The following is an 18008-nucleotide window of genomic DNA, read 5'->3' as shown; positions in this document are numbered from 1 at the left end:
TTCTCCGTCATGACCGCAGGCCCTGGTCATCTCCTTGCCGAACAGTTCGCGCCGCGCGAACCGACCGCGAGACTCCAGGAGGGGCCGTGCACACCGACGCCGTACACCAGAGCCAGTTCGTGCTGCTGAACGAGAGCACCACACCCGTCCTGTCGCGCCTGTCCTACCACTCCACCGAGCCGTTCGCGGTGACCGTGGCCTTCCGGACCGAGCGCGGCCGGTGGATCGAGTGGACCTTCGCGCGTGACCTCCTCGTGTCCGGGCTCGACGAGCCCACCGGTCTCGGCGACGTCCGGATCCGACCGGATCTGTCGGAAGACGAAGACTTCCTGACCCTGGAAATCGAGTCACCGGACGGCTATGCGTCGTTCGAGCTGGAGCGCGAAGACATCCGGACGTTCCTCGAGGCGTCCTTCGAACTGGTGCCGCACGGCGAAGAGAGCGCGCACTTCGACGTCGACGGGCTGATCGAGGAGATCAGCAACGTCTGACCCCTGAACCTCCCAATCCCGCGGCGAGGAACGAAGGGCGGGGTTTCGAGTGCTCCACCGATGCCCCCACCGCCTCCCTCAACGGAGGCGCTGGGCGCCCGGTGCCCCCTCCAGGCACTCGAAACCCCGCCCTTTCGCGTATCCGCCGATCAGCTGGTCTTGAGGGTGGTGCCGGTGCCGGACAGCGCGCCGGCGATCGGGTAGAAGTACGTCACGGTGGTGTTGCCGCCGGACAGCACGCCCTGCGCGGAGTTGCCGCTGATGAAGCCGCCGCCCGAGTCACCCGCGGCCGAGCGGACGTTGGTCGCCGTCATGCCGTTGACCGTGCCCTCGGAGTAGCGGACGCTCTGGTTCTTGGCGCCGATCGTGCCGCAGGTCCAGCCGGTGGTCGAGCCGGCCTTGCAGACCGACGTGCCGGTCGCGGCGTTCGACTGCCCGCGCACCGCGGTGCCGTTGTTCATCTGCGCGACCGGGGTCCAGCTGCTGTTGGTCCGGACCGCCGCGTAGTCGACACCCGGGAACCGGTAGGTGATCCAGCTGCCGAGCGCCGCGCCGTTCGACCCGGTCAGCGAGCCGCCGCCGGTGAGCGCCCCGCAGTGGCCGGCGGTGACGAAGCCGGTCGTGGTCGCGAAACCGACCGAGCAGCGCGACGAACCGCCGATGTAGTAGGCGTCACCGCCGCGGATGTTGGCGTGCAGCGTCGGTTTCGCCGCGGCGTCGAGGATCGTGACCGACGACTTGTCCACACCGGACTGGGTGAGGAAGGCGTCGGCCGCGGCCCGCTGGCCTTGCAGCACGGAGAGCGTGACGCGGTTGGTGGTGGAGTCGACGCCCCAGCCGGTGATCGCGTACGGCGCCGACTTGTCGAGTGCGGTGAACTTGTCCACAGTGGAGTCGAGCTGGCGGGCGCTGAACTTCACGACCTCCGCCTCGGCCCCGGCTTCGCGGATCTTGGCGACCGAAGCGGCGTTCGTCGTCTGGATGTGCGCCTTGCCGGTGGCGGCGTTGTAGGTCGCGCCGCCGAACGCGTCGCCGAGCGTCGCGCTGACCGCTTCGGTGACCTTGTTCGCGACGTCCTCGCTCTTCAGCCGCGACAGCACCTGGTCGTGGCTCAGGCCGAGGTCGCGCTGCATGGCGGGCACGATGTCCGGGTTCAGCAGGTCCTGGCCCGACGCGGGGACGGCGATCGCGGCGAGCGCGCCCGTCGTCATCACCACGGCGGCAGCGGCACCGAAGAGTCTGGCGATCTTCATGCTTCTCCCTAGTTGGTTACGCGCGGCTCCGCACCGGCCACGCAGCGGTACTCCCCCGGCTGAGCGTCCCCGCAGTGGGCGTTACGGTGCAATCCGGGCGCCCGGCGAATGGGTATACGCATTCACCCCGGACGAATCCCCTGCTCCAAGCGGTCCTGCACCCGCGATGTCACCCGGTCGGACAGGTCCTTAAGTAGGGTTTCCGTGAACTACTTTCGGTAGCCGGGACACTTCCCGGAACGCGTTAAGCACCCCCGGAGCGGGGGAAACGCAGACGTTTCGCACGCGCAGTGACCCGGAACCGGGGGATCCCACGGCAAACCGGTGACAGCGGGTAGGCGGACGAGTGGCGCCGGTACCGACCACCTATTCGGTTAATGGTTTACGGGACGATCAGCTCTGCTTAGGCTCCCGCGCACAGTGCCGGAGCGCCGAGGAGGTCATATGTGGTTGACCGCTCCCCGCCCCACCTCGGTTTCCGTCCGGTCCGGACCCGCCCGGCTGACCGGCCGCGACCCCGAACTGGACGCCATCGTCGACGTGCTCCGGCACCGTCCCGCGGCGGTGCTGATCGAGGGTGAACCCGGCATGGGCCGGACCCGGCTGCTCGCGGAGATCGGGCGGCGCAAGGAGTTCGACGGCGGCCGCGTGCTCACCGGCGCCTGCCAGCCGCTGCGGGAACCCTTTCCCTACGGGCCCGTCCTGGAAGCGCTTCGCGCGGTCGGCGACACGCCGCTCGGCCCGCTGAGCCCGGTCGCCGGCGTGCTGCGGCCGTTGCTGCCGGAGCTCGCGGAAGCGCTTCCCCCGCGCCCCGAGCCGCTCGACGACCCCGTCGCCGAGCGGCACCGCGTCTTCCGGGCGGTGCGGGAACTCCTGGCCGCCTGCGGGCCGGCACTCGTGCTGATCGACGACCTCCAGTGGGCCGACGAGGACACCCGCGACCTCATGCGGTTCCTCGCCGGCGCGATGCCGCCGGAGCTGGCGGTCGTCGCCACCTACCGGTCCGCCACCGACGTCCGGCCCGGCCCGCTGGGTGCGCCGTTCCGGACCGACCCCGCCGTGTACTCCGCCCGGGTGGCGCTGGGCGCGCTCGACGTCGCCGCCGTGCGCTCGCTGGCCGTCGAAATCCTCGAACTGCCGCGCGTCACCGACGAGTTCGCCGCGAAGCTGCACGAGTGCACCGCCGGAATCCCGTTCGTGGTCGAAGAAACCTTGCGGGCGCTCAAGGAAGCGGCCGAACGGCTGCCCGTCGGCGAAGTGCTTTCCGACCGGTTGCTGGAGAACCTCGAGGTGCCGGTGCTGCTGCGGGAGGCCGTCACCGAACGGCTCGCCGCGCTGCCCGACCCGGCCGTCCGGCTGGCCGGCGCGGCCGCGGTGCTCGGCGTCGGCGCCGAAGCCGCTGTGCTGGGCGAGCTGGCCGGGCTCGCCGACGACCTGCTCCGGACCGCGCTGCTCGCCGCGTTGTCGGGCGGCGTGCTCGGCGAAGTCGGCGACGGCAAGTACGGCTTCCGGCACCCGCTGGCGCGCAAGGCCGTCTACGACACGGTCAGCGGACCCGAACGCGCTTTGCTGCACGCGCAGGCGATCCGCGTGCTCGCCGCGCAGCCGTCCCCGCCGCTCACGCTGCTGGCCCGGCACTCCCGCGCGGCCGGCCGCGTCGACCAGTGGCGGCACTACGCGGAAGCGGCCGCGGACGAGGCCATCGCCCGCGGTGAGACGTCCCGGGCGATCGACCTGCTGCAGTCGGTGCTCGCCGAACCCGGCCCGGCGCAGGCGGACGCCGGGCGCGTGGCCGGCAAGCTGAGCCAGGTCGCACTGCGAGGTTTCCGCCCCGACGTGATCGGCACGCTCGAGCGCGTCCTGGAAGAGGTGGCGCTGCCGCCGTCGGTCCGCGGCTCGATCCGGCTGAGCCTGGGCATGCTGCTGGTCCGGACCATCGGCGGGCTCGGCCGCGGCCGCCTCGAAGTCGAGCGCGCGATCGGCGAGCTGACCGACCGGCCCGACCTCGCCGCGCGCGGGATCACGCTGCTGGCCCAGCCGATCGACGGGCTGACGCCGTTGTCGTGGCACGAATCCTGGCGCGCCCGCGCGGGCGAGGTGTACGAGCGGCTCGACGACCCCGAGCTGCGGCTCGCCCTGACCGCCGACCGCATCGCGGCCGCGTCGCACGTCGGCGACGGCTCGGCGTGGGCGGAGTTCGAAGCGCTGTCGGACACCGTCGGCACGGTCGCCGAGCGCGTCCAGCTGGCCCGGCTGTGGTGCAACCTCGCCGACGGCCAGTCGTGGGCCGGGCACCTCGAGCGCGCGGACCGGCTGGTCACCGAGGGCGTCCGGCGCGCGACCGACGCCGGCGCGCTGTACGCGATCGGCCTGATCCAGGGCACCCGCGTCCGGCTCGACTGGGTGCGCGGGCGCTGGAACGGGCTCGCCGAAGCGGCCGAGCAGCTGCGGGACAGCTACCCGGAACTCGGCCCGATCGTCATGGAGTCGTCCCTGGTGCTCGGCGGGCTCGCGGCCGTGCGCGGGGAGTTCGCCGCGGCGCAACGGCACCTGGCCGCGGCGAGCGTGCACGCGCCCGACCGCGGGCCGATCCCGGTGGTGCTCTCCGCCGCCGGCGTGCTGATCTCGGTCCTGCTGGCGACCGACGACGTCGACGGCGCCTGCGCGGCGGCCGACACGGCGGTGGCCGCGGCCGGGCGCAAGGGCGTCTGGATCTGGGCGGCGGCGCTGGTCCCGGCGGCGGCGCAGGCGTACGCGCGGGCCGGGCGCTGGCCCGAGGCGGACAGCGTGGTCGAGGCGTTCGCGCGCGGCATCGAGGACCGTGACGCCCCGGTGGCCGCGGCCGCCCTGGTGGCCGGACGCGCGGTGCTGCTGGAGGCGCGGGGCAAGCACCTGGCCGCGGCGGCGCTGTTCGACGAAGCCGCGGCGGGCTACACGGCCCTGCCGATGCCCTACCCGGCGACGGGGATGCGGGAGCGGGCCGCGCTGTGCCGCCTGGCGGCGGGCAACCGGGACGCCGTCGAGGAGCTGACGGCGGCCGCGGAGGCGTACGAGCAGCTGGGCGCGACCCGCGACGCCGGCCGCTGCCGTCACCAGCTGCGCGAGCACGGCGCTTGGGCGCCATCGCAACGCGGGCGGCGGGGGTACGGGAGCGAGCTGTCGCCGCGTGAACGCGAAGTCGCGCGGATGCTCGCGGAGGGGCGGACGAACCGCGAGATCGCGGACGGGCTGTTCCTTTCGCCGCGCACGGTGGAACAGCACGTGGCGAAGGTGCTGCGCAAACTCGGCGCGCGCTCTCGCACGGACGTGGCCCGCAAACTGCCCGGAGACTTCGCCACCGCCCCCGCCGGCTGACCCGAGGCCGCACTTTCACGTGAAAGTGCCGACCTGGGAGCGTCACTTTCACGTGAAAGTGCGGGGGAAGGCCTAGCGTGAGCCGGTGACAGAAGAGGCACTTCCCGCGTGGCGCCGGCGGACGTCCGGCGAGACCCGCTGGCCCGCGATGGGCGTCGTCGTGGCCACGCTCGTGCTGCAGGTCGCCCTGCCCGACGACATGGCCCTGCACCCGCAGTGGCTGCTGCCCGCCGTGTCCGCGCTGCTCGTGGTGGCGCTGCTGCTGGTCAACCCGGGCCGGATGTCGCAGTTCAGCGCGGTCGAGCGGGTCATCTCGCTGCTGCTGGTCGCCGCCGTGACGGCGGTGAACGCCGGCTCCGCGGTGACCCTCGTCTACCGCATCGCGGCCGGCACGATCGGCGACCACGCCGGCGCCGTGCTGGTCACCGGCGGCATCGTCTACTGGACGAACATCGTCGCTTTCTCCCTCTGGTACTGGGAGTTCGACCGCGGCGGCCCCGGCCGGCGGGCCGCAGGCCGGGCGGAGTTCCCCGACCTGCAGTTCCCGCAGATGGCCGACCCGGACCTGGCGCACCAGGACTGGGAACCGTCCTATTTGGACTACCTGTACTTTTCGTTCACCAACGCGGCCGCCTTCAGCCCGACGGACGTCATGCCGCTGCGCATCTGGGCGAAGCTGACGATGATGCTGCAGGCGGTCATCTCGCTGATCCTCGCGGTGATGGTGGTCGCGTGGGCGATCAACAACCTGAAGTAGGGGCTCAGTGGCGCGAGATCGTGAAGCTCTGCCCGTCCGAGCCGATCGCGCCCGGGATCCACGTGTTCGTGCCGCGGTCGTCGGCGTTCAGCGCGGACGGGCTGGTCGAGGCCAGGTTCGTGCCGTTGAACTTGACGCCGGTGAACTTGATGCCGCCGGAGATCGTCGGGTAGGAGTCGGTCGGGGACTCGATGATCGCCTCCGCCGAGGCGTGCTTCGACGTCAGGGACTTCGTCGTCGTCTTGGTCCAGCCCTTGGTCGTGTCGGACAGGTCCAGGCGGTAGGTGTTGGTCGCCGTGCGGGTCACCGTCGCGGTGATGTGGTCGCCCGCGCCGACCGACACGTTGTAGTACACCGGGGCCGCCGGGTACATCTCGTACCAGGCCGAATACACCGGGTGCCCGCTGGAGCAGTCCGTCTCGACGCCGGTCTGTTCCACTGTGGACGATCCGTCGCCGTCGATGCCGACCCAGGGCGCGAAGAGGTCGTTGCTCGACCGGCACGTCACGGTCGGCTCGGTCCAGCTCGCCGTCGCCGTGGTGAAGCTGCCGAAGCTGACGTAGCCGCCCCAGTTGCCGCCGGAGAACTGGTGCCCGTGGAAGTGCGAACCGTACTCGACCGCGGCGTGCGCGGTGCCGGAGACGGCGAGGCCGGCAGCGGCGGCCGCGACCGCCGTGAGGACTCGGGCAGCGCGCGACGAAAGGATTCTGGACATGCGGGGACTCCGTTCACCGATGGGGACCGGGAAAACCGTTCCCCAAGTGTTGGAGCCGCACGAAAAAGAGGGTAGCTACTTTCGCATGGTCTTCCCATTGCCCGAAAAAGACCCGTAAAGGCCTCCGCGGGGGAAAGAGGCCTTTACGGGTCGATATCGCTCACCAACCGCCCGGTCAGGTGAGCGGGGCTCCTACTGCTGTGCCGCCGCGTGCGCGGCGTCCACGAACTTCGTCGTGTACGTCTGCGAAAGGTCGATCTTGTCCTTCTTCGGCTTGACGTTGCTCGACGACTCGCCCAGCACCTTCAGCACGTTCTGCGCGCCCGCGGGGTCCATCCGGCCGTCCTTCGTGAACATCGGCAAGCTGTCTTTGAGCGACTTCACGTACAGCGCCTTGTCCCCGCCGGCGAACGACGGCGGCATGGTGTCGGCGACTTGTTCCGGTGTGTGCGTCGAAATCCACTTCAGGGTCTCGACGTACGCGTTGGCCAGTTTCTGCACGATGTCCGGATAGCGCTTCACGATTTCGCAGCCCATGTACAGCGAACTCGCCGGGTACAAACCACCCAAAGCGGCCTTCGTGCCTTCGACCGTGCGCATCTCGTAGAGCACCTTGGCCTGCCCGGTGTTCGTCAGCTGCGCGATCGTCGGGTCGGTGGTCATCCCGGCGTCGATCGAACCCTGGTTCATCGCCGAGATGAACGTCTGCCCGGCGCCGACCTTGACCGGCGTGTAGTCCTTCGAGCTGACGCCGCCACGCGCGGCCAGCGCCTTCGTCAGGAAGTCCGTCGACGAGCCCAGCGACGTGACGCCGAGGTTGCGGCCCTTGAAGTCCTTGCCGGACTTGATGTCGCCGGCCTTGCCGGTCGCGACCATCTCGGCCTCGCCCGGCACGTTCGCGAACTGCACGACGCTCTGGATGCACTGCTCCTTGGCCTGCAGGTCGATCGTGTGGTCGTAGAACCCGACCACCCCCTGCACCTCGCCGGCCAGCAGCGACGTCTCGGCGTTCGCGCCCGAGGGCTGGTCGAACAGCTCGACGTCGAGCCCCTGCCGCTGGTACGCGCCGATCTGCTGGGCGAGCTGACCCGGCAGGTAGATGACCTTCGAGATGCCGCCGATCATGATCTTGATGTGCGGCTGGCCGGTGGTACCGAGAGAGATCTCCCGCGAGTCGCGACACGCCGTGACCCCGGCCAGGGTGACCGTGAGCGCGGCCGCCACGGCAACTGCCCGCTTCAGGCGCATGTCAGACCACCCCGTGCGCGGCGTCGGCGGCGGACGGCGGGCGCCAGCGCAGCAGCCTGCCCTCCAGCGAGCTGATACCCCACTCCGCGAGCAGCGCCACCACGGTGATGATCAGCATCCCGGCGTACACGCCGGCCGTGTCGAACGTGCCCTGCGCGTTGGCGATCAGGAAGCCCATGCCGGCCTTCGCGCCGGTGTACTCACCGACGACCGCGCCGATCAGCGCGAACCCGAAGGCGACGTGCAGCGACGACAGGATCCACGACGTCGCGCTCGGCAGCACGATCGACTTGAGCACCTGACCGCGCGTCGCGCCGAGGATGCGGGCGTTGTCGATCAGGTTGCGGTCCACCTCACGGGCGCCGGTGAAGGCGTTGAAGAACACCGCGAAGAACACGAGCACGACGACAGTCGCGACCTTCGACGACAGCCCGAGCCCGAACCAGATCACGAACAACGCGGCGAGCACGATGCGCGGCAACGCGTTGGCGGCCTTGATGAACGGCGCCAGCACCTGCGCGAGATAGGAGCTGCGGCCGAGGATCACGCCGAACACGACACCGAAGATGGCGCCGATGACGAAGCCGATCGCGGCCTCTTCGACGGTCACCAGCACCTGGTACCAGATCGAGCCGAAGTCGGTGCCCGCCGAGAACCACTCGACCAGCCGCTCCCAGATCTTCGACGGCTTCGAGTAGAAGAACGGGTCGATCCAGTACGTGGCGGTCAGCTCCCAGCTGCCCAGCCAGACGACGACGATCGCCAGGCGCAGCAGCCAGATGTTGCGCTTGCGCTTCGCCGACGCCTGCTTGGCGCGGGCGAGGATGTCCTGCTCGGTCTCGAGGACCGGGAGGGGCGCGGACGGGGCCGCGGGGGTCTCAAGCGACATTGCTCGCTCCCTTCTCACGGGCCTTGTCGACCTCGCTGCGCAGTGATTCCCAGATGTCGGCGTAGAGCTTGCGGAACTCTTCGGTGAGCCGCAGCTCCTCGACCTTCCGCGGCCGCTCCAGCGGGATTTCGAAGACGTCCTTAACGGTGGCCGGCGACGTCGTCAGCACGACCACCTTGTCCGCCAGCGCGATGGCCTCGTCGAGGTCGTGCGTCACGAAGATCACCGCGGCCCCCGAACCCGACCACAGCCGCAGCAGCTCGTCCTGCATCAGCGCCCGCGTCTGCACGTCCAGCGCCGAGAACGGCTCGTCCATCAGCAGGATCTTCGGCTTGGTGACCAGCGTCTGAGCCAGCGCGACGCGCTTGCGCATGCCGCCGGAAAGCTGGTGCGGGTAGTACTTCTCGAAGCCCGCGAGCCCGACGCGGGCGATCCAGTCGACGGCCTGCGCCCGGGCCTCCGCCTTCGGCGCACCGCGGAAGCGCGGGCCGGAAGCGACGTTCTCCAGCACCGACCGCCACGGCATCACGGCGTCGGTCTGGAACATGTAGCCGACCCCGTCCGGGATCGACTTCACGTCCTCGCCGTTCACCCGCACCCGGCCGGCGGACGGCGGCTGCAGCCCGGAGACCAGCGAGAGCGTCGTCGACTTGCCGCAGCCCGTCGGGCCGACCACGGCGACGAACTCGCCGGGCTGCACGGTCATGGTCAGATCGCGGACGGCCGTGTGCACGGACCCGGACCCGCTCGGGAACCGTTTCGTGGCTCCGGTGAGTTCGATCAGTGGGGGAACCATGGGGAGGTGACTCCTTCGTCACGTGGTGGGGCTCACGTTGGGAAGGGACGTTAAGCAGCCGTTGCTTCGAGGTGAAGCTTGTCGACGTTCTCCGCGCGTGCTGCGCGTTCTGAATGTTTTGCTCGTTTAGCGCACTGCCGTGACCTGGGGGTATGTTCCCAGCCATGCCAAAGTGGGCGCTCTTCCCGCGGATGCGGTTCAGCAGGCAGGTGCTGCTGCTGCAGATCGGCGTGGTGCTCCTCGTCGTCGGGATCGGCGTCGCGCTGGTCAGCGTGCTCCTCTCGCGCACGCTGACCGAGCAGTACAGCGAGCGAGCGCTGGCCATCGCGAAGTCGGTGGCGGTGGATCCGGTCGTCGTGGCCGACACCGCGGCGAAGATCCCCGGTGGTGCACTCCAGGAACGCGCGCTGGCCGTGCGGGAGCGGACCGACGCGTTGTTCGTCGTGATCACCGACGACAACAGCATCCGGCTGGCGCACCCGACGCCGAGCGAGATCGGGAGGCGGGTGAGCACCCCCGCCGACCGGGCGCTCGCGGGGTTCGACGACGTCAACACCGTGGCGAGCGGAACCCTCGGACTGTCCGTCCGCAGCAAAACTCCCATCCGGCAAGGGCAACGCGTGGTCGGCGAGGTCAGCGTCGGCTTCGACGTGGCCGATCCGACCGGCGACTTCAATAAGCTCTTGGCGATCACGCTCGTGTTCGCCGGCGGCGCGCTGCTGCTCGGCGCGGGCGCGTCCGCGCTGCTCAACCGGCGCCTGCGGCGCGTCACGCACGGGCTCGAACCGCACGAACTCACCGAGCTGCTCTACGAACGCGAAGCCGTGCTGCACGGGATCGGCGAAGGCGTGCTCGCCGTCGACGAGGCGAACCGCGTCTCGGTGCGCAACGACGAGGCCGAACGCCTGCTCGGCACCGAGCTCCCGATCGGCGCGGCGCTGGCGGAACTCGAGCTCAGCCCGCGCGTGCACAAGGCCGTCGCCGAAGGGCTGCCGGTCGACAACCTCCTGGCGGTGGCCGGGAACCGGGTGCTCGTCATCAACAGCCGGGCGGTGCGGCTCGACGAGCGGGACATCGGCACGGTGCTGACCTTCCGCGACCGCACCGACCTCGACGCGCTCACCCGCGAGCTCGACGGCATCCGCGCGCTGTCCGACGGCCTGCGCGCCCAGCGGCACGAGTTCGCGAACCGGCTGCACACGCTCTACGGGCTGCTCCAGCTCGGCCACCACACCGAGGCCGTCGAATACCTGCAGACGCTGACGAACTCGCCGTCGGCCCGGCCGAGCGAGCTGGGTGACGCCGTCGCCGACCCGTACCTGCAGGCGCTGCTGGTCGCGAAAACCGAGCAGGCGCAGGAAAAGGGCCTCACGCTCAAGCTCGCCGACGACACCTGGGTGCCCACGGCGGTGACCGACCCGATCGCCGCGAACACCGTGATCGGCAACCTCGTCGACAACGCGCTGCACGCCGCCCGGATGGGCCCGCGCCGGCCGGCGACGGTGGAGATCAGCCTGCTGGCCGAAGGCGGCACGCTGCACGTGTCCGTTGTGGACAGTGGCCCCGGCGTGCCTGCCGACCTGCGGCGCACGTTGTTCGACGAAGGCGTCTCGACGAAGATCGCGCCCGGCCACGGACTCGGCCTCGCGCTGGCCCGGCAGGCCGCGCGCGCCCACGGCGGCGACGTCTGGCTGGCCGACCCCGGCGCGGGCGAGTCGGGTGCCCTGTTCGTCGCCAAGCTGCCCGGAACGCTGACGGAGGACAGATGATCCGCACGCTCATCGTCGACGACGACTTCCGGGTCGCCGGCGTGCACGCCGGGTTCGTCGAGGAGGTCGACGGCTTCGCGGTCGTCGGCACCGCGCACACCGCCGCCGAAGCGCGCGCCCGCGTCCGCGAGCTCTCGCCGGACCTCGTCCTGCTCGACGTCTACCTGCCCGACGAGTCCGGCCTCGCCGTGCTCCCGGAGCTGCAGACGGACACGATCGTGCTGTCCGCGGCGACCGACAGCGCGTCGGTGGCCGCGGCGATCCGGGCCGGGGCGCTGAACTACCTGATCAAGCCGTTCACCACCCGCCAGCTCGCGGAACGGCTGACGTCCTACGCGCGCTTCCGCGGCCTGCTCGCCGAGGACCGGTCCTTCGCGCAGGACGACGTCGACCGAGCGTACCGGGTGCTGCACGACCAGGACCGGACGTCCGCGCCGAAGGGCCAGTCGACGGCGACGTCCCGGCTGGTTTCGGAGCAGCTGCGGCGGGCGGGCCGTCCGCTGTCGGCCGCGGAAGTCGCCGGTGAGCTGGGGATGGCGCGGGCGACGGCGCAGCGGTACCTGACCGCGCTGGCGGAGTCGGGAACGGTCCAGATGCGGCTGCGCTACGGCGCCACCGGGCGCCCGGAGCACGAGTACCGCTGGAGCGGCGCCTGAGTCAGCGACGGGTCGTCGTGTCGAAGCGGTATTGCTGAGCCATGCTCTCCGCCACGCCGACCCAGGACTGGACCAGGTTGGCCGTCGGCGTCGGCGAAGGCAGGTCGACGCGGGCTTCGTCCTCTTCCGGCGCGGACTTCTTCGGCTGCGGTTTCGCCTGCGCCTGAACGCGCTTCCGGTCGGGCTTGGCCGGCGCCGGCACGAAGACCGTCTTCGGGGCCGGGGTGGCCACCGGCGCCTGCGGGGCCTGCGGCTGCGGCGCGGGCGCTTCGGCGACGGCCGGGCGCGGGTCGAGCTGGGCCACGTCGGCCGGGTTCGGACCGAACAGGCCACCGGAAAGCATCCCGCCGCCCAGCCAGCCGACGGCGACGAGCAGCACCGCGGCGCCGCTGCCCAGCCACGTGCGGGCGCGGCGCCGGATCACCACGGACTTCGGCCGCAGGTCCTGGTCGCACACCGGCGGCCGGGTGTAGATCGGCTCGCTCGCGGTGACGTCGTCGTCGGTGCGGCGGCGCCGGGGCAGGCTCGCCGCGACGATTCCGGTGCGGTCCAGCAGTTCGACGGCGGCGCGGTCGCTGGACGGACGGGTCGCACTGCGCGGTGCGGTGCGAAGCATCGGGACCTCCGGTGCGGGGGGCTCGCGGACCCCACGCATTCTGGACCATTTCGGACGACGCTGTCAGAAACGCAACCCCAATGAGTGAACCTAATTCTGGTTAGGCTGGCGCTACGGGTCGGGACCGTGCGGCCTCCGGCGACCTCGCGCCGGCCGACGGCTGAATAAGGTTCATCGAACGTCATTCCATCTGCTTCAAGCCCAGCCGCGCCAGCACCGCCAGCGGACGCTGGTAAGCCGAGCCGAGGACGCGCGGGATGGCGTCGATGACGTAGGCGTCCGGTCCGATGAGGATCCGCGCGGACTTCCGTTCCACGCCGCGGAGGATGGTCTCCGCCGCCTTCTCCGGGGTGGTGTGGGCGATCCGCTCGAAGCCCCGCGCGGCCTTCTCCTGGTCGCCGGCGTCGCTGCGCGCGTTGCGCACGATGTTGGTCTTGATCCCGCCGGGGTGCACGCAGCTGACCGCGACCGGGTGCCGCGCGATCAGCATTTCTTCGCGCAGGGCTTCGGTGAACCCGCGGACCGCGAACTTCGCCGCGTTGTACGCGCTCTGCGTCGGCACGCCGACGAACCCGAACACGCTGGAAACGTTGACTACGTGCCCCTCGCCGGAAGCGATCAGGTGCGGCAGGAACGCCTTCGTGCCGTTCACGACACCGCCGAGGTTGACGCCCATCAGCCAGTCGTAGTCCTCGAAGGACATTTCCTCGACGGTCGCGCCAAGCGCCACACCCGCGTTGTTCACGATGACGTTCGCCCCGCCGAAGTCGCTGACGACCTCTTCGGCGTGGGCGAGCACGGCGGCCCGGTCGGCGACGTCGAGGGTGTACGCGCGGGCGTTGTCGCCGGCCAGCTTCGCCGTCTCGGCCACATTGCCGGCGTTGACGTCGGAAAGCGCGAGGTGCGCACCTCGGCGGGAGAACTCCAGCGCCAGCGCGCGACCGATCCCCGAGCCCGCTCCGGTGATCACCACGACCTTGTCCCCGAACCGCTTCATGGTCCCTCCCTGGGTGTTACTCGTGAGTTACGGATACTAGCGGCTGTGAGGTTGCTGTGGGTGCGCTGATTGTGTCGGTGCGACGCCTTATGGTGATCTGGTCGGAGCGCCGGGACGAGACGGGAGGCGATGCGGGTGCGGCGGACGGCCGTCTTGCTCAGCGTGGCCGCGATCCTGCTGCTCGGCGCGGCGTTCGTGATCTTCGTGGACCATCAGCCGAGGTCCGCGGACGCCACGACGTCCGGCACCGTCGAGGCCGCGCCGGCGTCGACGCCCGACCTGCCCGCGGTGTCGAGCCCCGCGGTCGGCGCGCTGTTCGTCGAGGGCATGCACTACTGCACCGCGAGCGTCGTGCACAGCGACCAGGGCGACGTGCTGCTGACCGCGGCCCACTGCATCCACGACGGCGAGGGCGGCGGCTACCTCACCGGCGTCACGTTCGCGCCCGGCTACCACGACGGCGTCGCGCCGTTCGGCTTCTGGACGGTGGCCGACGAGCTCGTCGCGAGGGGGTGGAGCGAGTCGTCGGACCCGGACCTCGACGTCGGCTTCGCGACCGCGCACCAGGCGGGCGCGACGCGGACGCTGGAAAGCCTGGTCGGCGCCAACACCCTCGCCACCGGCACCGGGTTCGAGCACGCCATCACGCTCACCGGCTACCCGGACGACACCGAGGTGCCCGCCGTCTGCCAGAACACCACCAGCCAGCAGGACACCTACCAGCTGAAGGTGGCCTGCGCGGGCTTCCCCACCGGCACCAGCGGCGGCCCGTGGGTCACCGCCCAGGACCCGAAGACCCGGCTCGGCACGGTCATCGGCGTCATCGGCGGGTTCGAGTACGGCGGCGACGACCCCGACACGTCGTATTCGAGCTACTTCGACACGGACGTCCAGGCCCTCTACCGGCAGACGACCGCCCGGGCATGATGCGGGTATGAGCGATCCCGTCGACGTACCCATCACCGGAGAACCGATCCGGCTCGGCCAGTTCCTCAAGCTGGCCGGCCTCGCCGAGGACGGCTCGCACGCCAAGGACCTGATCGACGCCGAAGAGGTCACGGTCAACGGCGAGGTGGAGACCCGCCGCGGCCGCCAGCTGACCGATGGCGACGTCGTGGCGGTGGGCCCGGCCCGCGGCAAGGTCATCCTGGTCCACTGAGCCCCCCGGGCGCCCCGAGGCGGCTGACGCATCGGGGCGCCCGGGGTCAGCCGACGCTGGTGAGGGGCGGGAGGCCGAGCGAAGCGGCGAGGGCGTCCAGCTCGCGGCGGACCGGACCGGCGAGCGGGACGCCGAGCGCGCGGCACTGCTCCAGGTGCTGGGCCTCGCGCCAGCCCGGGTAGCGGATCGGCGCGCCGCCGTCCCAGCCGAGCATGCTGCCGAACAACGCGCTCGCCGCGCGGTAGAAGCCGTCCGCGCTGCGCAGGGTCGTCGGCGCGATGGCCATGACCAGCAGGCCGGTGTCGTGCTCGTGGTCGGCGACGCCGGAGAGCACCCCGGCGAGCACCTCGACCAGCAGCGTCAGCCCGGCTGCTTCGGAACCCGGCTTGTCCATGTCGAAGACGAACTCGGGGTACGCCCCGCCCGGCGCGGCCATGCCGAGCGGGTTCATCGGCTGGTCCGGCTCGCCGCCCGCGGCGAGCACCAGCCCGATCATCGCGTGCGGCAGCGCCCGCGCGGCGTGGTGCCCGGCCCGGCCGAACGGCCCGATCCCGCGCAGTGAAACCAGTCCGACGCCGAAGCGCCCGGCCCGGGTGACCGCGCGGTCCATCGCGTCGCCGACGGCCCAGAGCCCGGACGCGCGGCGGTAGTCGATCAGCGCGGCGGCCCCGCGGTCGGCGATCATCAGCGGCTGGGCGTGCGGCACGACCAGCCCGTTTTCCAGCAGCGGCAGGTGGACGCGGGTCAGGTCGGCGACCCCGGTGTCCGGCGAGCCGGTCAGGTCGCCGTGGCAGAGGGCCTCGGCCGCGATGCGCGCTCGCGCTTCGGGGAAACCGTGGGCGGCGAAGACGTGCGCCACGAGGGTGACCAGCTCGTCGGCCCGCACGCGGGGCCACGCCTGTTCCGGGATCGGGGTTTCCGGCCGCTCGGCTTCGAGGACCGGGGGTTCGGGGCGGGCGGAGCGGAAGGGTCTGAGGGGCACTGCTCCGACCTTGCCCAAACGGCGGTTCGGGCGTCAACGACGTGGGCCCAGGCCTAACCGACCGTGTGATCGAAGCGCCCGCAGAGTCGTACCCTGAGCGGCATGTGCCGAAACATCACCACCCTCCGGGGGCTCCAGCCGGCCGCGACCGGCGAGGAGATCGAGGCCGCGGCCCGCCAGTACGTCCGCAAGGTGACCGGCGTGCAGTCGCTTTCGGACGCCACGCGCGAGCCGTTCGAAGCCGCGGTCGCCGAGATCACCGCGATCACCACGCGCCTGCTGGAACAGCTGCCCGAACGCCGTCAGCCGCCGGCGACCGTGCCGCCGCTGCGCCGTCCCGAAGTCCAGGCGCGGATCGCCGCGAAAGCCTTGCGACAGCCCTGATCCGGCGCCGATAGGGTGTCGGCATGGGTGGACAGGCTTTGGTGCTGGGTGGCGGCGGGGTCGCCGGGATCGCGTGGACGACGGGGGTGCTGGCGGGGCTCGCCGAGCACGGGCAGGACCTCACGGGGGCCGACCTGATCGTCGGGACGTCGGCGGGTTCGGCGGTCGCCGCGCAGGTGACCAGCGGGCTGCCGCTGGCCGAGCTGTTCGCCCGCCAGGCCGATCCGGCGCGCCAGACCCCGGAGATCCCGGCCGACATCGACTTCGAGAAGTTCGCCGCCGACTTCGGCGGCGCCGTCACCGGCTCGACGGACCCGGCCGAAGTCCGGCGCGCGGTCGGGCGGCTGGCCCTGTCGGCCGAAACGGTGCCGGAGGCGGACCGCCGCGCGGTGATCGAGGCGCGGCTGCCGTCGCACGAGTGGCCGGAGCAGCGCCTCGTGATCGTGGCGGTGGACGCGGAAACCGGCGAACCCCGCCGCTTCGACCGCGCGTCCGGCGTCTCCCTGGTCGACGCGGTGGCGGCGAGCTGCGCGGTCCCGGGCGTCTGGCCCGCGGTGACGATCGACGGCCGCCGCTACGTCGACGGCGGCGTCCGGTCCGCCGAGAACGCCGACTACGCGACGGGCCACACGCGCGTCACGGTCGTTTCGCCGCTGGGCGTGGACGCCCCGCTGCCGATGGAGAAACCGCTGCTCACGGTGCTCGACGACCTGCGCGCGGCGGGCGCGGCGGTCACGCTGATCACCCCGGACGAGGCCTCGATCGCGGCGATCGGCGAGAACCCGCTGGACCCGGCGACGCGGACCCCGGCCGCCGAAGCGGGCCGTGCCCAGGGCGCGTCGCTCACGCTGAACTGGACCTAGTCGAGGAAGCCCAGCACCACGAGCCCCGTCACCAGGACCCACAACGCAAGCGCCGGCGCGGTTGCCCCGGCGGGCCGGGTGACTCCGTCGGCTACCCTCGTGGGCAGGGGTAGCGTGTCCGAGCGGCCGAAGGAACATGTCTTGAAAACATGCGAGGGGGCAACCTCTCCGTGGGTTCGAATCCCACCGCTACCGCACTGAGCGAACCCGGGCGCCGGCCGCGCCCGGGTTCAGCTTTCGGTTTCCGAGAGGTGCTCCAGCACGCGCTCGAACGCCCCCGCGATCGTCGCTTGCTCGTGCGGGCTCAGCAGGTCGATCAAGTGCTCGCGGACGCCTTCCACGTGCGTCGGCGCGGCCGTCTTCAGCAGGGCCATGCCGTCCTCGGTCAGCTCCGTGATGACACCGCGCTTGTCCTCGGGGTCGCGGGCCCGGCGGACCAGGCCGATGTCCTCGAGCCGGCCGACCTGGTGGGAGAGCCTGCTCTTCGTCGACCCCATCACCGACGCCAGTTCGGACATGCGCATCCGGTGCCCGGCCTGGGTTTCGAGGCAGACGAGCACCTCGTAGTCGGTCAACGACACCTCGTGGCGCTCGGTCAGTTCGCGGTGCAGGCGCTGCCGCAACCGCAGTGTCGCGACGATGTAGGAGCGCCACGCCGCCATCTCGGCATCGTCCAACCACCGCACAGGTCGCTCCTCGGTCATAAGGCAGCGTAGAACGCTGATCAAGCGACCGCGCGGTCCGAGTCCGATCCGTCGGCCGGTGAACACACCACTGAAACATCGCCCGAAGGTGGGGTTACGAAAAGGTTGAGACTCGGCCCGGAAAGGCGCATTCTGCTTGTCGGCGGACGGTTGGCCAGGTATGCGGCACGGCGACGGCGACGTGCCGGCCCGGTGCCCCGCCAGGAGAGGTCAGGTGGTTGCGTGACGGGTGATCCTCGCGGTTGACCGCTTGTTGCGTCCCCGCGATCGGAACGGAGTTCCACCGGGCCGGTCGCGATTGCGAGCAGCACGAGCGCGGGCTTCTACGGTGCGTTCAGCATTCGGCGTCGATCGGGCCTGTTTCCGGTCACGGCC

The 18008-nt window shown here is 71.2% G+C and carries 18 protein-coding genes and 1 tRNA gene; 10 read left to right on the top strand and 9 right to left on the bottom strand.

Annotated features, from left to right (window positions below):
- The first annotated feature begins 86 nt into the window (after window positions 1–86).
- Complete coding sequence (locus ACLJQM_RS00580; protein ID WP_360767489.1) at window positions 87–491, top strand: SsgA family sporulation/cell division regulator; 405 nt, start codon at window positions 87–89, stop codon at window positions 489–491.
- Window positions 492–640: 149 nt separating this feature from the next.
- Here the strand turns inward: ACLJQM_RS00580 and ACLJQM_RS00575 are convergent, their stop codons facing one another.
- On the bottom strand, window positions 641–1744 hold the full coding sequence (locus ACLJQM_RS00575) for a S1 family peptidase (RefSeq protein ID WP_360767486.1): 1104 nt from the start codon (window positions 1742–1744) through the stop codon (window positions 641–643).
- Window positions 1745–2188: 444 nt separating this feature from the next.
- Here ACLJQM_RS00575 and ACLJQM_RS00570 point away from each other — a divergent pair, with 444 nt between their 5' ends.
- Together ACLJQM_RS00570 and ACLJQM_RS00565 are read left to right on the top strand one after the other, a co-directional pair.
- Window positions 2189–5098, top strand: coding sequence for an ATP-binding protein (locus ACLJQM_RS00570; protein WP_410629615.1), 2910 nt, complete (start codon window positions 2189–2191; stop codon window positions 5096–5098).
- A 148-nt stretch (window positions 5099–5246) separates the two neighbouring features.
- Entirely contained in the window at window positions 5247–5855 is a 609-nt protein-coding gene (locus ACLJQM_RS00565) for a DUF1345 domain-containing protein (RefSeq protein WP_247025398.1), read from the top strand.
- A gap of 4 nt (window positions 5856–5859) precedes the next feature.
- On the opposite strand, the gene ACLJQM_RS00560 is transcribed toward ACLJQM_RS00565, so the two are convergent.
- The 4 genes from ACLJQM_RS00560 to ACLJQM_RS00545 all read right to left on the bottom strand — a co-directional run bounded on the left by ACLJQM_RS00560 (window position 5860) and on the right by ACLJQM_RS00545 (window position 9503).
- Window positions 5860–6570, bottom strand: a complete 711-nt coding sequence (locus ACLJQM_RS00560) for a G1 family glutamic endopeptidase (RefSeq protein ID WP_410629613.1) — start codon at window positions 6568–6570, stop codon at window positions 5860–5862.
- A gap of 192 nt (window positions 6571–6762) precedes the next feature.
- A complete protein-coding gene (locus ACLJQM_RS00555) occupies window positions 6763–7818 on the bottom strand; it encodes an ABC transporter substrate-binding protein (protein WP_410629611.1) in 1056 nt (351 codons plus the stop codon).
- 1 nt (window position 7819) lies between these two features.
- Window positions 7820–8707, bottom strand: coding sequence for an ABC transporter permease (locus tag ACLJQM_RS00550; protein ID WP_247015782.1), 888 nt, complete (start codon window positions 8705–8707; stop codon window positions 7820–7822).
- A complete protein-coding gene (locus ACLJQM_RS00545; protein ID WP_247015784.1) occupies window positions 8697–9503 on the bottom strand; it encodes an ABC transporter ATP-binding protein in 807 nt (268 codons plus the stop codon). Before ACLJQM_RS00545 ends, ACLJQM_RS00550 begins: the two co-directional genes overlap by 11 nt.
- 191 nt (window positions 9504–9694) lie before the next feature.
- Here ACLJQM_RS00545 and ACLJQM_RS00540 point away from each other — a divergent pair, with 191 nt between their 5' ends.
- Window positions 9695–11272 carry a sensor histidine kinase gene (locus tag ACLJQM_RS00540; protein ID WP_247025400.1) on the top strand — a complete coding sequence of 526 codons (1578 nt, stop codon included), beginning with the start codon at window positions 9695–9697 and terminating at the stop codon, window positions 11270–11272.
- A complete protein-coding gene (locus tag ACLJQM_RS00535) occupies window positions 11269–11928 on the top strand; it encodes a response regulator (protein WP_247015786.1) in 660 nt (219 codons plus the stop codon). The genes ACLJQM_RS00540 and ACLJQM_RS00535 overlap by 4 nt, the downstream gene beginning before the upstream one ends.
- 1 nt (window position 11929) lies before the next feature.
- Here ACLJQM_RS00535 and ACLJQM_RS00530 read toward each other — a convergent pair whose 3' ends face one another.
- Window positions 11930–12544, bottom strand: a complete 615-nt coding sequence (locus ACLJQM_RS00530) for a hypothetical protein (protein ID WP_410629608.1) — start codon at window positions 12542–12544, stop codon at window positions 11930–11932.
- A 181-nt stretch (window positions 12545–12725) separates the two neighbouring features.
- On the bottom strand, window positions 12726–13541 hold the full coding sequence (locus ACLJQM_RS00525; protein ID WP_410629606.1) for an SDR family oxidoreductase: 816 nt from the start codon (window positions 13539–13541) through the stop codon (window positions 12726–12728).
- 129 nt (window positions 13542–13670) lie between these two features.
- Here ACLJQM_RS00525 and ACLJQM_RS00520 point away from each other — a divergent pair, with 129 nt between their 5' ends.
- Together ACLJQM_RS00520 and ACLJQM_RS00515 are read left to right on the top strand one after the other, a co-directional pair.
- Window positions 13671–14468 carry a trypsin-like serine peptidase gene (locus tag ACLJQM_RS00520; protein WP_360774864.1) on the top strand — a complete coding sequence of 266 codons (798 nt, stop codon included), beginning with the start codon at window positions 13671–13673 and terminating at the stop codon, window positions 14466–14468.
- Window positions 14469–14475: 7 nt separating this feature from the next.
- Window positions 14476–14700 carry an RNA-binding S4 domain-containing protein gene (locus ACLJQM_RS00515; protein WP_360774867.1) on the top strand — a complete coding sequence of 75 codons (225 nt, stop codon included), beginning with the start codon at window positions 14476–14478 and terminating at the stop codon, window positions 14698–14700.
- Window positions 14701–14746: 46 nt separating this feature from the next.
- Here the strand turns inward: ACLJQM_RS00515 and ACLJQM_RS00510 are convergent, their stop codons facing one another.
- On the bottom strand, window positions 14747–15682 hold the full coding sequence (locus ACLJQM_RS00510; protein ID WP_360774870.1) for an Ldh family oxidoreductase: 936 nt from the start codon (window positions 15680–15682) through the stop codon (window positions 14747–14749).
- Window positions 15683–15784: 102 nt separating this feature from the next.
- Between ACLJQM_RS00510 and ACLJQM_RS00505 the strand changes: the two genes are divergently transcribed.
- The 3 genes from ACLJQM_RS00505 (at window position 15785) to ACLJQM_RS00495 (ending at window position 17124) form a co-directional block, all read left to right on the top strand.
- Window positions 15785–16066: a DUF2277 domain-containing protein gene (locus tag ACLJQM_RS00505; protein WP_247015799.1), complete on the top strand. Its 282-nt coding sequence runs from the start codon at window positions 15785–15787 to the stop codon at window positions 16064–16066.
- Between the two features lie 23 nt (window positions 16067–16089).
- Entirely contained in the window at window positions 16090–16929 is an 840-nt protein-coding gene (locus ACLJQM_RS00500; RefSeq protein WP_410629602.1) for a patatin-like phospholipase family protein, read from the top strand.
- 108 nt (window positions 16930–17037) lie between these two features.
- Window positions 17038–17124: transfer RNA gene (locus ACLJQM_RS00495), tRNA-Ser, on the top strand.
- Window positions 17125–17159: 35 nt separating this feature from the next.
- On the opposite strand, the gene ACLJQM_RS00490 is transcribed toward ACLJQM_RS00495, so the two are convergent.
- Entirely contained in the window at window positions 17160–17633 is a 474-nt protein-coding gene (locus ACLJQM_RS00490; protein WP_247015803.1) for a MarR family winged helix-turn-helix transcriptional regulator, read from the bottom strand.
- Window positions 17634–18008 lie beyond the last annotated feature (375 nt).

It is taken from the genome of Amycolatopsis sp. cmx-4-83 (assembly GCF_046548815.1).
GTDB classification, from domain to species: Bacteria; Actinomycetota; Actinomycetes; order Mycobacteriales; family Pseudonocardiaceae; genus Amycolatopsis; species Amycolatopsis pretoriensis_A.
This window is presented reverse-complemented; position numbering and strand designations above follow the sequence as displayed.